The 12813-nt window shown below is 64.0% G+C and carries 14 protein-coding genes; 8 read left to right on the top strand and 6 right to left on the bottom strand.

Features of this window, described 5'->3' with window-relative positions; translation table 11 throughout:
- The first annotated feature begins 32 nt into the window (after window positions 1–32).
- From hemA to DRB17_RS07885, 6 genes are all read left to right on the top strand, one after another.
- On the top strand, window positions 33–1244 hold the full coding sequence (hemA, locus tag DRB17_RS07910; RefSeq protein WP_114581655.1) for a 5-aminolevulinate synthase: 1212 nt from the start codon (window positions 33–35) through the stop codon (window positions 1242–1244).
- A gap of 257 nt (window positions 1245–1501) precedes the next feature.
- Window positions 1502–2590: an ABC transporter ATP-binding protein gene (locus DRB17_RS07905; protein WP_114581654.1), complete on the top strand. Its 1089-nt coding sequence runs from the start codon at window positions 1502–1504 to the stop codon at window positions 2588–2590.
- A gap of 136 nt (window positions 2591–2726) precedes the next feature.
- Window positions 2727–3830 carry an extracellular solute-binding protein gene (locus DRB17_RS07900; protein ID WP_114581653.1) on the top strand — a complete coding sequence of 368 codons (1104 nt, stop codon included), beginning with the start codon at window positions 2727–2729 and terminating at the stop codon, window positions 3828–3830.
- Between the two features lie 112 nt (window positions 3831–3942).
- Window positions 3943–5202 carry an ABC transporter permease gene (locus DRB17_RS07895; protein ID WP_241503775.1) on the top strand — a complete coding sequence of 420 codons (1260 nt, stop codon included), beginning with the start codon at window positions 3943–3945 and terminating at the stop codon, window positions 5200–5202.
- A 7-nt stretch (window positions 5203–5209) separates the two neighbouring features.
- A complete protein-coding gene (locus tag DRB17_RS07890) occupies window positions 5210–6064 on the top strand; it encodes an ABC transporter permease (RefSeq protein WP_114581652.1) in 855 nt (284 codons plus the stop codon).
- Window positions 6065–6278: 214 nt separating this feature from the next.
- On the top strand, window positions 6279–6821 hold the full coding sequence (locus DRB17_RS07885; protein WP_114581651.1) for a hypothetical protein: 543 nt from the start codon (window positions 6279–6281) through the stop codon (window positions 6819–6821).
- A gap of 49 nt (window positions 6822–6870) precedes the next feature.
- Here DRB17_RS07885 and DRB17_RS07880 read toward each other — a convergent pair whose 3' ends face one another.
- The 6 genes from DRB17_RS07880 to pdxH all read right to left on the bottom strand — a co-directional run bounded on the left by DRB17_RS07880 (window position 6871) and on the right by pdxH (window position 11132).
- Window positions 6871–7269, bottom strand: a complete 399-nt coding sequence (locus tag DRB17_RS07880; RefSeq protein WP_147274842.1) for a CBS domain-containing protein — start codon at window positions 7267–7269, stop codon at window positions 6871–6873.
- 103 nt (window positions 7270–7372) lie between these two features.
- On the bottom strand, window positions 7373–8116 hold the full coding sequence (locus DRB17_RS07875) for an SDR family NAD(P)-dependent oxidoreductase (RefSeq protein WP_114581649.1): 744 nt from the start codon (window positions 8114–8116) through the stop codon (window positions 7373–7375).
- Between the two features lie 60 nt (window positions 8117–8176).
- Window positions 8177–8476 carry a hypothetical protein gene (locus DRB17_RS07870; protein WP_114581648.1) on the bottom strand — a complete coding sequence of 100 codons (300 nt, stop codon included), beginning with the start codon at window positions 8474–8476 and terminating at the stop codon, window positions 8177–8179.
- Window positions 8477–8526: 50 nt separating this feature from the next.
- On the bottom strand, window positions 8527–9393 hold the full coding sequence (locus tag DRB17_RS07865) for a universal stress protein (protein ID WP_114581647.1): 867 nt from the start codon (window positions 9391–9393) through the stop codon (window positions 8527–8529).
- Window positions 9394–9531: 138 nt separating this feature from the next.
- On the bottom strand, window positions 9532–10467 hold the full coding sequence (locus DRB17_RS07860) for a cation diffusion facilitator family transporter (protein ID WP_241503774.1): 936 nt from the start codon (window positions 10465–10467) through the stop codon (window positions 9532–9534).
- A gap of 38 nt (window positions 10468–10505) precedes the next feature.
- A complete protein-coding gene (gene pdxH / locus DRB17_RS07855; protein WP_338322692.1) occupies window positions 10506–11132 on the bottom strand; it encodes a pyridoxamine 5'-phosphate oxidase in 627 nt (208 codons plus the stop codon).
- Window positions 11133–11251: 119 nt separating this feature from the next.
- Between pdxH and DRB17_RS07850 the strand changes: the two genes are divergently transcribed.
- Entirely contained in the window at window positions 11252–11728 is a 477-nt protein-coding gene (locus tag DRB17_RS07850; RefSeq protein WP_114581644.1) for an RT0821/Lpp0805 family surface protein, read from the top strand.
- A gap of 101 nt (window positions 11729–11829) precedes the next feature.
- Window positions 11830–12798 (top strand): DnaJ C-terminal domain-containing protein, encoded by a 969-nt coding sequence (locus DRB17_RS07845; RefSeq protein WP_114581643.1) that lies wholly within the window; start codon window positions 11830–11832, stop codon window positions 12796–12798.
- Window positions 12799–12813 lie beyond the last annotated feature (15 nt).

Below are 12813 nucleotides of genomic sequence, written 5' to 3'. Positions count from 1 at the left end.
GGTGAGCGAGCAAGGCGGGGACGGACGACGCCATGAACTATGATCGGTTTTTCAAGGACGCGCTGGCGGAACTCAAGGCCGAGGGCCGCTATCGCGTCTTCGCGGACCTGGAGCGGCAGGTCGGCGCCTTTCCCCGCGCCCACCACTACGACGGTTCCGATGTCGGCGAGGTGGCGGTCTGGTGCTCGAACGACTACCTGGGGATGGGCCAGCATCCCACCGTCATCGCGGCAATGCAGGAAGTCCTGGGCAAGTGCGGCGCCGGTGCCGGCGGCACGCGGAACATCTCCGGCACCAACCACTATCACGTTCTGCTCGAGGGGGCGCTGGCCGACCTGCATGGCAAGGAAGCGGCGCTGCTGTTCACCTCCGGCTACGTGTCGAACATGGCGACGCTGTCCACCCTGGCCGCCCGGTTGCCGGATTGCGTCGTCTTCTCCGACGCGCAGAACCATGCCTCTATGATCGAGGGCATCCGTCATTCGCGCGCCGACAAGCGCATATTCCGGCACAACGATCCGGAAGACCTCGATCGCAAGCTATCCGAGGTGGATGGCGAGCGCGGCAAGATCGTGGCCTTCGAAAGCGTCTACTCGATGGATGGCGATATCGCGCCCATTGCCGAGCTTTGCGACGTCGCGGAACGCCACGGCGCGCTGACCTACCTGGATGAGGTGCATGCCGTCGGGCTCTACGGTCCCCGCGGCGCCGGAATCGCCGAACGCGACGGTCTGATGGGCCGGCTCGACGTCATCGAGGGCACGCTGGCGAAGGCCTATGGCTGTGTCGGCGGCTATATTACCGGCAAGCGCGAACTGGTCGATTTCGTCCGCTCCTATGCTTCCGGCTTCATCTTCACGACGGCGCTGCCGCCCCATGTCGCCGCCGGCGCGCTGGCCAGCGTCGAGCACCTGAAAGCCAGCGAGGCCGAGCGCGAGCGTCATCAGGAACGCGCGGCCACGGTGAAGCGGCGTCTCGCCGCCGCCGGCCTGCCAGTCATTCACTCCGAAAGCCATATCGTGCCGGTGATGGTCGGCGACGCGGCGCTGTGCAAACGTGCCTCGGACGAGCTTCTGGCGTGCCACGGCATTTATATCCAGCCAATCAACTATCCGACCGTGCCGCGCGGCAGCGAGCGGCTGCGAATCACGCCGAATCCGCACCATTCCGACGCGGATGTCGACCACCTGGTCGATGCGCTGGGCTCCGTCTGGGCGGAACTTGGAATCAAGCGCGCGGCGTGATGAATTGCCGGCGCCGATATATTCATTTCGAAATATTGCTGCGGCGCGGTAAGCCCGAATCATCAGGATTGGGGGCTAGAGGCTTATTGTACTTGAGAAAAATGACTCCCAATCGATCGCGAGATGTCGTAGCCTCCATGGCAACCGGCGACAGGGACCGGATGGCTGTGACAAGCCCCAACAGGCACCGCAGCCAACGACAAGAAACGGCTTCGTCCTGGCAGACGTGTGGACGCGTGGGACCGAGAAGGTAGGGGATGGCGCAGAACAATATTGTCGAATTCAATCACGTCCAGAAAAGCTATGATGGCGAAACTCTGGTCGTTAAGGATCTGAACCTCCATGTCGAGCGCGGCGAGTTTCTGACCCTTCTCGGGCCGTCCGGGTCGGGTAAGACGACGGTCCTGATGATGCTGGCCGGCTTCGAGGTTCCCACCCACGGCGAAATTCTCCTCAACGGCACGCCGATCAACAATGTCCCGCCGCACAAGCGGGGCATCGGCATGGTGTTCCAGAATTACGCCCTGTTCCCGCACATGACGGTGGCGGAAAATCTTCGCTTCCCGCTCGAGGTGCGTAAAATGAGCCGGGCGGACGCCGACAAAAAGGTGCAGCGGGCGCTGGACATGGTCCGCCTCGGCAACTTCGGCAACCGCCGTCCCGCGCAGTTGTCCGGCGGACAGCAGCAGCGTATCGCGGTTGCCCGGGCATTGGTTTTCGATCCCGAACTGGTCCTGATGGACGAGCCGCTGGGCGCGCTGGACAAGAACCTGCGCGAGGAGATGCAGTTCGAGATCAAGCACATCCACGAAAGCCTCGGGGTATCGGTGGTCTACGTCACCCACGACCAGTCCGAGGCCCTGACGATGTCCAACCGGATTGCGGTATTCGAGGAAGGTGTCATCCAGCAGCTTGCCGCGCCGGATCAGCTTTACGAGGAGCCGCGCAACGCCTTCGTCGCCTACTTCATCGGCGAGAACAACCGGCTCCGCGGCCGGGTGAAGAACGTCAACGGCACGAGTTGTACGGTCGAGCTGGAGAACCAGGGCGGCACGGTCGAGGCGCTCAACATCAATACCGGCGGACAGGGCAGCGACACGACGCTTTCCCTGCGTCCGGAGCGCGTCAGCGTGAACCCGGATGCCAACGCGGTACCGAACGTCTTCGACGCCCGCGTGGAAGAGCTCATTTACCTCGGCGATCACATCCGCACCCGCGTCAGCGTCTGCGGCAACGACGAATTCGTGATCAAGATTCCGAACGCCCAAGGGCACGCCACTATCAAGAAAGGCGAGAATGTCCGTATCGGCTGGGCGATGGAGGATTGCCGCGCGCTGGATGCCTGATATCGGGCGCCGGCAGTGGCATCGCCCGCACCGCAAAGCCGCGAGGAAGATCACGGGTCCCGGTGCGGGCCGTCTGAGAAGACCAAATCTTCGATGAGACCGGTTGTGACCGGTAACAAGAGCAGGGAGTGGCTAAATGAAGCACTGGCTTAAGGCAACGACGGCGGCGGTGGCTGGAACGGCTGCCCTCGGCCTCGCATCTGCGTCCGCGCAGGCGGAAACCCTGACCATTGTGTCCTGGGGCGGCGCCTACACGGCAAGCCAGCAGAAAGCGTACCACGATCCGTACATGGAGGCGAACCCGGACGTCGAAATCGTCAATGAAGACAAGTCCGCGAACGGTCTTGCCGGCGTCCGCGCCCAGGTGCAGGCGGGCAACGTGACCTGGGATATCGTGGACATGCTGGAGGGGCCGGCGCTGACGGCCTGCGCCGAGGGCATCATCGAGCCGATCAACCACGACGAGATCCTGGCCGACGCGCCGGACGGCACGCCGCCGAGCGAGGACTTCGTCGAGGGCTCGCTCAGCGAGTGCTTCATCCCGGAAATCGTCTACGCGACCCTCTTCGCGTACAACAAGGAAGCATTCCCGTCCGGCGACTATCCCAGCAAGGTTGCGGATGTCTGGGACACCGACACCTATCCGGGCAAGCGCAGCCTGCAGAAGATCCCGGCGGGCAACATGGAATGGGCGCTGATGGCCGACGGCGTGCCCGCGGGCGAGGTCTATGACGTCCTCGACACCGACGAGGGCATCGCCCGCGCGTTCAAGAAGCTGGGCGAGCTGAAGGGCAACACGGTCTGGTGGACCGAGGGCGCGCAGCCGCCGCAGCTTCTGGCCGACCAGGAAGTCTCGATCGCGACCGGCTACAACGGCCGCTTCTTCAATGCTCAGGTCGTCGAGAACCAGCCGTTCGAGCTGATGTGGGACGGCCAGTACTTCGAGCTGGACGGCTGGGTCATCCCGAAGGGCAAGCTGACCGACCGCGTCAAGGACTACCTGCACTTCGCGACCGACACGCAGCGTCTGGCCGATCAGGCGAAGTACATCTCCTACGGTCCGGCCCGGAAGTCCTCGGCACCGCTGGTTTCCACGCATGCCGAGGCCGGCATCGACATGAAGCCGCACATGCCGACCAACCCGAAGAACTTCGAGAACCCGATCAAGAAGAACGCCGCTTGGTGGGCCGACAACGGCGACGAGATGAGCGAGCGGTTCAACGCCTGGCTCGCACGCTAATCGCCGTAACCGGCATGCGGGACAGGGAATTCCCTGTCCCGCTTCCGCCGGATTTAAACGACCGACGCCCATTCGTTAATTCCCTTCACAGGACGATTTCCGCGAGGGTCCGATGGCTCAGGCCGAGTTAACCGCCAACGCGATGACCACGGCGGACGGCACGCCGCTCAAGGTGTCGTTGCGCAGGGCGATGCGCCGCAACAAGCTGATCGCCTTCGGCCTGACGGCGCCGCTGCTGCTGTTCATCCTCATCAGCTTTCTGATGCCGATCTTCGACATGGCCATGCGCAGCGTCGACAACGCCGCTGTCCCCGAGGCCATACCGCGCACGGTCCAGGCGCTGGAGGCCTGGGACGGCGAAGGTATGCCCCCGGATGCCGCGTTCGCGGCGATGGCGGCCGACCTGAAGGAAGGGCAAAAGACCCGCACCATCGGTCAGGCCGCGACGCGCCTGAACTATCAGGAAAGTGGCATGCGCTCGCTGATCATGAAATCGGCGCGGCGCATCGGGCAATACGAAGCCCCTTGGAAGGCGGCGCTTATCGACATCGATGACGACTGGGAGGACCCGGCCGTCTGGAAACTGATCAAACGCCAGAGCGGCGCTTTCACGGCCGCCTATTACCTGAATGCCCTGGACTACACCTACAATGAAGAGGGCGAGGTCGTCGAACAGCCGGAATACCGGCAGATCTACCAGATGCTTTTCGTCCGCACGCTGTGGATGTCGGCGCTCATCACCGGGCTTTGCCTGCTGCTTGGCTTCCCCGTCAGCTATCTGCTGGCCACCCTTCCGGCGCGGCACTCCAACCTGTTGATGATCCTGGTGCTGCTGCCTTTCTGGACCTCGCTCCTGGTGCGCACGACAAGCTGGATCGTCATGCTGCAGACAGAGGGCGTCCTGAACGACATTCTGGTCTGGATCGGTTTGATATCCGACGACGGCCGGATGCAGATGATCTACAACAAAATCGGCACCATCGTGGCGATGACGCAGATCCTGCTGCCGTTCATGATCCTGCCGCTCTATTCCGTGATGCGGGGCATCTCGCCCAGCTACATGCGGGCCGCACGTTCGCTGGGCGCCAACCCGCTGGTGGCGTTCTGGCGGGTCTACGTGCCGCAGACGGTGCCCGGCATGGGCGCGGGCGGCATCCTCGTGTTCATCCTGGCGATCGGCTACTACATCACGCCGGCCCTTGTCGGCGGCCAGTCCGGTCAGTTGATCTCGAACTACATCGCCTATCACATGCAGCAATCCCTGAACTGGGGCCTTGCCGCGGCGATCGGGACCATACTGTTGGGCGGCGTGCTGGTGCTGTATCTGATCTACAACCGCATCGTCGGCATCGACAACATGAAGTTGGGTTGAGGGCACAATGAAGAAATTTCCGCCCTATGCAGGATTGCTGGAGCGCAGTTGGCACTACGTTTACCTGCTTATCTGCGCCTTCGTATTCCTCTACCTGATCACGCCGATCCTGCTGATCATACCGCTCAGCTTCAACGCGGAGCCGTACTTCACCTTTACGAAAGGCATGCTGGCGCTTGATGCCGACGCCTATTCGACGCGCTGGTACACGGACTTCTTCACCTCGGATAGCTGGATCCACTCGATCAAGAACAGCTTCATCATCGCCATCGCCTCGACGTTCATCGCCACCGCGCTGGGCACGGTCGCGGCGCTGGGGCTGTCACGCTCATACATGCCGGGGCGGACGCTGATCATGTCGATACTGATCAGCCCGATGATCGTGCCGCTGATCATCTCCGGCGCGGCGATGTTCTTCTTCTACTCGAACATCAACCTGGCACAGACCTTCCCCGGCGTGATCCTGGCGCACACGGCGCTTGGCACTCCGTTCGTGGTGATCACGGTCACGGCCACGCTGGTCGGCTTCGATCAGCAGCTCGTGCGCGCCTCCCAGTCGCTGGGCGCAACACCGATGCGGACGTTCTTCAAGATCATCATGCCGCTGATTGCGCCCGGCGTAATCTCGGGCGCGCTGTTCGCGTTTATCACCTCGTTCGACGAGGTTGTGATCGTGCTGTTCCTGTCGGGCTACGAGCAGCGCACCATCCCGCTGGAGATGTGGTCGGGCATTCGCGAGCAGATCAGCCCGACTATCCTGGCGGTGGCGACGCTGCTGGTCACCATCTCTATCCTGCTGCTGACGTCGCTGGAGATGCTGCGCCGGCGGAATGAAAAGCTGCGTGGTATGTCCCCGGGCTGATCCAGCGGCTTAAAGCCCGGTGTTGTTGCGCGGGCGCGGCTTCCACAACGAATGGAAGCCGCGCCCGCTTCGTGTGAACTCCCCGCCCCCTGCCCTGCCTCGAATCCGTGAGAGGTGAACCGAAGGCCTCTTGCCGGCGTAAACTGGACAGGGCAGGCCGGCATGAATACCTTTATGAAAGGCGTCGCCTCCGCGACAGGAGCCTGGGAGAGTTATGTACCGCGACAACACGCTGATCCCGACGGAAGCGATCCGCCTGGCCGCGCTCGGCGCCCTGGCAACGCGCGACATGCATTATGGCGAACTGGCCGAGGACGTGCGCCATTTCACCCAGCGCATCGTCGGCCCCTCCCTGGACCTGGTCGGCACGCCCCTGGAGCTTTTGATTGTCGAAGGCCTGATCGAACCGGTCGACGGCAAGGGGATGGAAGACAACGCCCGCCTGCGCATTACCGAGGCCGGCCATGCGGAGATGGTTCGACTGATGACATCCTCGGTGCGCGCGCCGATCAACGATATCAACAAGCTGATCATCGCGCTTAAGATGCGCTTCCTGCACCTGCTGAACGCCGAGGACCGGCAGGAGCAGGTCGACATCCTGGTGGAAATGATCGAGCGCGAGCTTGCCCGCCTCACCGATCTGCGCGCCAGCGATTCCGGTGATCGCGGTCACTTCTTCGACTGGCTGGACCAGGACATCGCCGCCACCCGCGAGCGTCTCGCATGGTTCAAGGACCTGCAGAACCGCGTCGCGTGACGTCCTCGGCCGAGGCGGCTCCGGTCGAGCGACGGCACCCCGAATCCCTCTAGTCCCATCCCTGCTTCAGGCAGTGCTCGCGCAGGATATCAACCGCGCTGACCATGCCGGCCAGCATTCCGTGCACGGCAACGGGCAGATGCCGGATCTTCCGCCGCTTCATCTCCGCCATGGCAGTGTGAACGTCGTCGGTTGGCGCGCAGGTATAGACCTTGTGGACCGTCACCTCGTCGACGCGGCGTCCGAGAAATTCTGCGCCATATCGGGATATCCCGCGCACGAGGTCACGTTCGCTCAGAATACCGTCGATACTGCGTCCGTCGCGGGAAACCACGACCGCGCCAATCCCGCGCTTCGCCAGCGTGGCGACAGCCGCCTGCACCGTGGCTCCAGGGCGCACGGTGACCACGTCCCGGCCCTTGCGCTCAAGGATATCGCTGACCTGCATGTTCGTGTCCGTCGAATCGTGAACGATCACTGACTTGCACGATCATGCATTTACATCATTAATAACTTATCACCCGAAATCCGCCGGCGGGACCAGGAAGCCGTCAGAACAAGTGCTGCCCACCCGTAACGAAGACCTCTGTGCCGGTGACATAGCCGAAGTCCGGGCTGCAAAGTTGATAGACGGCACCCGCGACCTCCTCGGGCGTGCCCATACGGTGCATCGGAATCCGTGGAATCAACGTCTCGTATTCCGGACCGACCATCGAGGTCTCGATCTCGCCCGGCGCGACGGCGTTCACCCGCACGCCAACCTCGGCGAACTCGACCGCCAACTCGCGGGTCAGCGCCGATAGCGCCGCCTTCGAAGTGGAATAGGCGGAGCCCGCGAAGGGATGGATCGCGTGTCCCGCGATGGAGGTGATATTGACGATGCTGCCCTTGCCCTTGCGCAGCGGCACCGCGAAGCCGCGTGCCAGGGCCAGCGGCGCGAAGAAGTTGAGTTCGAACACCCGACGCCACTCGCCCATGTCGCCGTTGAGGCAGCCCAGGCGCTCCTTGAACGGCGTCTTGGGCGACACCGCGGCGTTGTTCACCAGCGCATGAACCGGCCCGCCGTCCAGCACCTCGTTCGCCCTGGATATGAAGTGCTGCAGACTGTCGCGGTCGCCGAGATCGGCGGTGATGTGATGTGTCCAGTTCGGATCGCGCTGGCATTCCACCGGCACGTCTTCGCGCGAACAGGTGACGATTCGCCACCCTTCCTGCGAGAAACGGCGCACGGCGGCGTGACCGATGCCTCGGCTGGCACCGGTCAGGACAACTGTCTTCTTCACCTGATCGCTCATGACGGTAGCGAGTTTAGCTTACGCACGGCGCGGCGAAAGGGGTGAAATACCGCGGTCGGCCTATGAGGCGTTACCCGTCGTTTCGGTGTCGCCGCGCGTCAGGTTCTCCGGATGCGTGCGGATGAAGTGCTTCAGCACCTCGCGCAGCTTCATCTCCTTCTCGTAGTTCTCGTGCCGCCGGGCCTCCATGATGTCATCGAGGATGATCCGCCGCAGCATCGGGATGCCCTCGGGCGAGTGGCACAGATAATAGCCGTACTCGGCCGCACAGATCGCCGGAATATGCTCGTGCTCGGCAATCGCCTCGATTTCTTCTTCGGTGAGTTCGGACAGCTCCAGCACGTCCTCGTAAGTCAGCATCGGGCCACCTCCAATTCGCGCCGTGTCGCCCGCGCCCCCAATGGAAAACGTCAGTGCGCCAGTAACAGCGGCATGCTGGCCGAGCGCAACACCGTGCTCGTGACCCCGCCAAGGATAAGCTGGCGCAGCCGGCTGTGCGCGTAGGCGCCCATAACCAGCATGTCCGCGCCGGCCGATGCCGCTTCCTCCAGGATCGCCTGCCCGGCTTCCCGTCCGCCGGCCTTGACGTGCCGGCCGGCCGCGCGGACGCCGTGATAGCCGAGATAACCCACGATATCGCCCGGGTCGGCCTCGGTATGGCCCTCGTCCACGGTGATGACGGTGGCCTGCTCGGCCCGCTCCAGCAGCGGCATCGCCCCGGCCAGCGCATGCACGCCGGGCACCGTCGCCCGCCAGGCCACCGCGATGTGCTTGCCAAGGGCGCCGGGCGCGCGCTGCGGCGCCACGAGGATCGGCCGGCCGCTTTCCATGATCGCCGTCTCCAGCGTCGGCGTCGCCGGCGGTTCGCCCTCGCCATGGCGGCGGCTCAACACCAGGAGATCGAACAGCATCCCACGCTGCGCGACGAGTTCGTGCTCCCGGCCCCGCTCTGTGCGGAAGGTCGCGGCAAAACCAGGTGGCACTTCCCCACCGGCCTCGATGGCGGGGACGCCGCCGTGCTGCACGAGCTGGTCGTAAAGCTGCCGCGCCCGTCCGGCGCGCTTGCTGCTTTCCTTCTCGACCGTCTCGACGATCTCCTCGATCATCGTCGCGGTCATTCCGTCCGCCGCCAGCGGAACCGCGTACTGCGGATCGAGTTCGACATGGTACACCTCGACGCACGCGCCCAGGTCGCGCCCGACCGTCAGCGCGGTCTGCAGCGTCGCCTCGCTGTCGTCGCCACCATCGATGTGACAGAGAATCCGTTTGATGGTCATCCTCGCGCCTCCCTACCCGGCAACCGGTGTGGGCAGTTTCCACTGGTGCCAAAAAGCTGCATTGACCCGTATCAAGCGATTAGACCGCTTGCGGCGCATCAGGTCAAAAGCGCAGCCGGATATGCAAGTTCGCCGCCGTCAACGGATCGGCGTGCTGTCGTCGTCCACGCCGTAGGGATCCTGATGGACGATGACCTCGGCATCGGGAAAGGCGTTACGCAGCTCGATCTCCACGGTGTCTGCGACGACGTTCGCCTGATAGAGCATCATTCGTCCGTCCATTTCCAGGTGAAGCTGAATGAAGCTCTGCGGCCCGGCCGCGCGCGTGCGCAGGTCGTGTATGCCGATCACCTGCGGGTGCTGGCGCACAATGTCGACGATGCGCTGACGTTCCGACTCCGGAAGTTCCCGGTCCATCAGCATGTCCATCGCACCGCCGGCAATTCGCGTTGCCGTGAACAGGATGTAACCGGAAATGAGGATGGCGAAGACGGGATCGACCCATGTCCACCTCAGTTCCCACCAGAGCACCAGCGCCACGATCACGGCCGCGTTGACCAGAATGTCGCCGACGTAGTGGAGCCGGTCGGATTGGATCGCAAGCGACCCCGTGCGCCGCACGACCGAGCGCTGATAGGTCACGAGCGCCAGCGTCGCCAGGATGGAGACGAGCATGACCGCGATGCCGATGCCGGTTTCCTGGACCGGACGTGGCGCGATGAAGCGCTGCCCCGCCGATATTACGAGAAACAATGCCGAACCGGCGATGAACGCGGACTGTCCCAACGCGGCCAGAGGCTCCAGCTTGCCGTGGCCGAAGCGATGCTCCCGGTCCGGCGGGACAAGGGCCTGGCGAACGGCCAGCATGTTGACGACCGACGCGGCCGCGTCCAGTAGCGAGTCGACCAGCGTCGAAAGCAGGCTGACCGAATCGGTAACCAGCCACGCCCCCGTCTTGACCACGATCAGGGTGCCCGCGGTCGCCACGGAGGCATAGGTCGCCCGCCGCATGAGCCGCGCGGCCCGGGCTCCGTTCACACGCTGCGCGCTGTCGTTTCCGCTGCTAACGCTCAAATCCGACCCTTCGGCTATCCGCAGGCTGCCACCGCATATCAGGGGTACAACCACTGCGTCACCCAGCCATCGCCCTGGCGCAGGTAAAGCAGACGGTCATGCAGCCGGAAGCGGCCGGACTGCCAGAACTCGATGCGCGTGGGAGCGATGCGGAAGCCGGACCAGTGCTCCGGCCTGGGCACGCGCCCGACGTGGAACTTGGCGCCGTACCGGGCGACGCGCTTCTCCAGTTCGTAGCGCGACTCCAGCGGCCGCGACTGCTTGCTGGCCCAGGCGCCGATCTGGCTGCCCCGTGCGCGGGAGTGGAAATAGGTGTCGGCTTCCTCCGTCGTAACCGGCTGCGTGTGCCCCTCGACCCGGACCTGGCGTTCCAGCGACTTCCAGTGCATCACGAAGGCCGCCTTGGGGTGGTTCGTGAGTTGCGTACCCTTCCGGCTTTCCAGGTTGGTATAAAATACGAACCCCTTCTCATCGAAGTCCTTGAGAAGCACCATACGCACCGATGGCATGCCGTCCTCGCCAACTGTCGCAAGCGCGATGGCATTCGGATCGTTCGGCTCGCTGGCTTCGGCTTCCTTGTACCACTCGCGCAGCAGGTCCACGGGGTTCTCAGGCGGTTTGTCGGCAAACATCGGGCCTCTCGTTGCGGCTTGCGTTCGCTGCACGCGTTCGACTTTTGATTAGGTGCAATTTTGCATCTTTTTCTTTAGGGTATCGTTCGCTCAGGGGCAAGACCGGTAACGGACGGGCTCCCAACGCACTCACATGCGAGAGGTAGGAGACCATGAAGCTGAAGTCCATTCTTGCCGCCGTGATCGTGGCGGCCTTTGCCACTGCCTGTGCGCGCGGCGACGAGCCGGGGCCGAAGCAGACCATCGGCACGCTGGGCGGCGCGGTCCTGGGCGGTCTGCTGGGTTCGGAAATCGGCAGCGGCTCGGGCCGGCTGTGGGCCACCGGCGCCGGCGCGGTGCTTGGCGCGCTGGCCGGCTCGGAGGTCGGCAAGTCGCTGGACCGCGCCGACCAGCTCTACATGAGCCAGACCACCCAGGCGGCGCTGGAGCACACCAAGACCGGTACCACCTCCACCTGGAACAATCCCGACAGTGGCCACAGCGGCACGGTGACGCCGATCGACACCTACCAGCGCTCCGACGGAATCTATTGCCGTGAGTTCCAGCAGACGGTCATCGTCGCCGGGGAGGAGCAGCAGGCCTATGGCACGGCCTGCCGGCAGCCGGACGGGACTTGGAAAGTTCAATAACCCTGATTAATTGAAAGTAGCGATCGACCGGGGCGCCGTCGCCCGCGACGGCGCCCCGTCTTGCCCGAACGAACGACAGCAACGCGAGTAATAATGGCCCGATGAAGGACCTCTACGCCGTACTGGGCGTCAGCCGACAGGCCAGTCAGGACGACATCAAGAAGGCCTATCGCAAGCTGGCTAAGACCTATCACCCGGACCTGAATCCGGGGAACAAGGACGCCGAACAGAAGTTCAAGGAGATTTCCCAGGCCTACGACATCCTGGCCGACGCCGACAAGCGGAAGCGCTACGATGCCGGCGAGATCGACGCGACCGGCCAGGAGCAGGCGCCGCGCGGCGGCTTCTACCGCAGCTACAACGCCGGCGGCCGCGGCTCGAAGTACAGCAACTTCGATTTCGGCGAGGAATTCAGCGCCGAGGATATTTTCGCCGACCTTTTCGGCGGCGGCTTCGGCGGGTTCCGCGGCGGTGGCGGCCCCGGCGGCGCCGGTGCGGGCGCACGCACCCGTTCGTACCGCACGCAGGCCCGCGGCGGCGACGTCAACTACTCGATTCGGGTCGGCTTCGTCGAGGCGGCGACGGGCGCGCGCAAGCGCATCCGGCTTGCCGACGGCAACACCGTGGACATCACCATCCCGGCGGGCTGCGAGGACGGCCAGGCCTTGCGCCTGAAGGGCAAGGGCAAGCCGGGATTGGGCGGAGGTCCCGCGGGCGATGCCTATGTCAAGATCAAGGTGGAGCCGCACCCCTTCTTCCGGCGCGAGGGTAACGACATCCACCTGGATCTGCCGATCAACCTACAGGAGGCCGTCGAGGGCGGCACCGTCACCGTGCCCACCGTCAACGGGCCGGTGTCGATGAAGATTCCGGCGGGCTCCAACACCGGCAAGACGATGCGCCTGCGCGGGCGCGGCATCGCGCCAAAGGATGGCGGGACCAAGGGCGACCAGTTCGTGCACCTGAAAGTCGTGCTGCCGGAAGAGCAGGACGAGGAGCTGAAGTCATTTGCGCGCAAGTGGGGCAGGAAGCACCCCTACAACCCGCGTGAAAAGGCGGGCATGACGTAAAGGCGGGCATGACGT

The organism is Ferruginivarius sediminum, assembly GCF_003344765.1.
In the GTDB taxonomy this organism is placed as follows: Bacteria; Pseudomonadota; Alphaproteobacteria; order Kiloniellales; family Rhodovibrionaceae; genus Ferruginivarius; species Ferruginivarius sediminum.
Note: the sequence above shows the minus strand (reverse complement) of the source record. Positions and strands in the feature narration are given on the sequence as shown.

Coding starts and splice junctions, on each gene's coding strand:
- hemA (WP_114581655.1), top strand. CDS start 33: ATGAACTATGATCGGTTTTTCAAGGACGCGCTGGCGGAACTCAAGGCC.
- DRB17_RS07905 (WP_114581654.1), top strand. CDS start 1,502: ATGGCGCAGAACAATATTGTCGAATTCAATCACGTCCAGAAAAGCTAT.
- DRB17_RS07900 (WP_114581653.1), top strand. CDS start 2,727: ATGAAGCACTGGCTTAAGGCAACGACGGCGGCGGTGGCTGGAACGGCT.
- DRB17_RS07895 (WP_241503775.1), top strand. CDS start 3,943: ATGGCTCAGGCCGAGTTAACCGCCAACGCGATGACCACGGCGGACGGC.
- DRB17_RS07890 (WP_114581652.1), top strand. CDS start 5,210: ATGAAGAAATTTCCGCCCTATGCAGGATTGCTGGAGCGCAGTTGGCAC.
- DRB17_RS07885 (WP_114581651.1), top strand. CDS start 6,279: ATGTACCGCGACAACACGCTGATCCCGACGGAAGCGATCCGCCTGGCC.
- DRB17_RS07880 (WP_147274842.1), bottom strand. CDS start 7,269: ATGCAGGTCAGCGATATCCTTGAGCGCAAGGGCCGGGACGTGGTCACC.
- DRB17_RS07875 (WP_114581649.1), bottom strand. CDS start 8,116: ATGAGCGATCAGGTGAAGAAGACAGTTGTCCTGACCGGTGCCAGCCGA.
- DRB17_RS07870 (WP_114581648.1), bottom strand. CDS start 8,476: ATGCTGACTTACGAGGACGTGCTGGAGCTGTCCGAACTCACCGAAGAA.
- DRB17_RS07865 (WP_114581647.1), bottom strand. CDS start 9,393: ATGACCATCAAACGGATTCTCTGTCACATCGATGGTGGCGACGACAGC.
- DRB17_RS07850 (WP_114581644.1), top strand. CDS start 11,252: ATGAAGCTGAAGTCCATTCTTGCCGCCGTGATCGTGGCGGCCTTTGCC.
- DRB17_RS07845 (WP_114581643.1), top strand. CDS start 11,830: ATGAAGGACCTCTACGCCGTACTGGGCGTCAGCCGACAGGCCAGTCAG.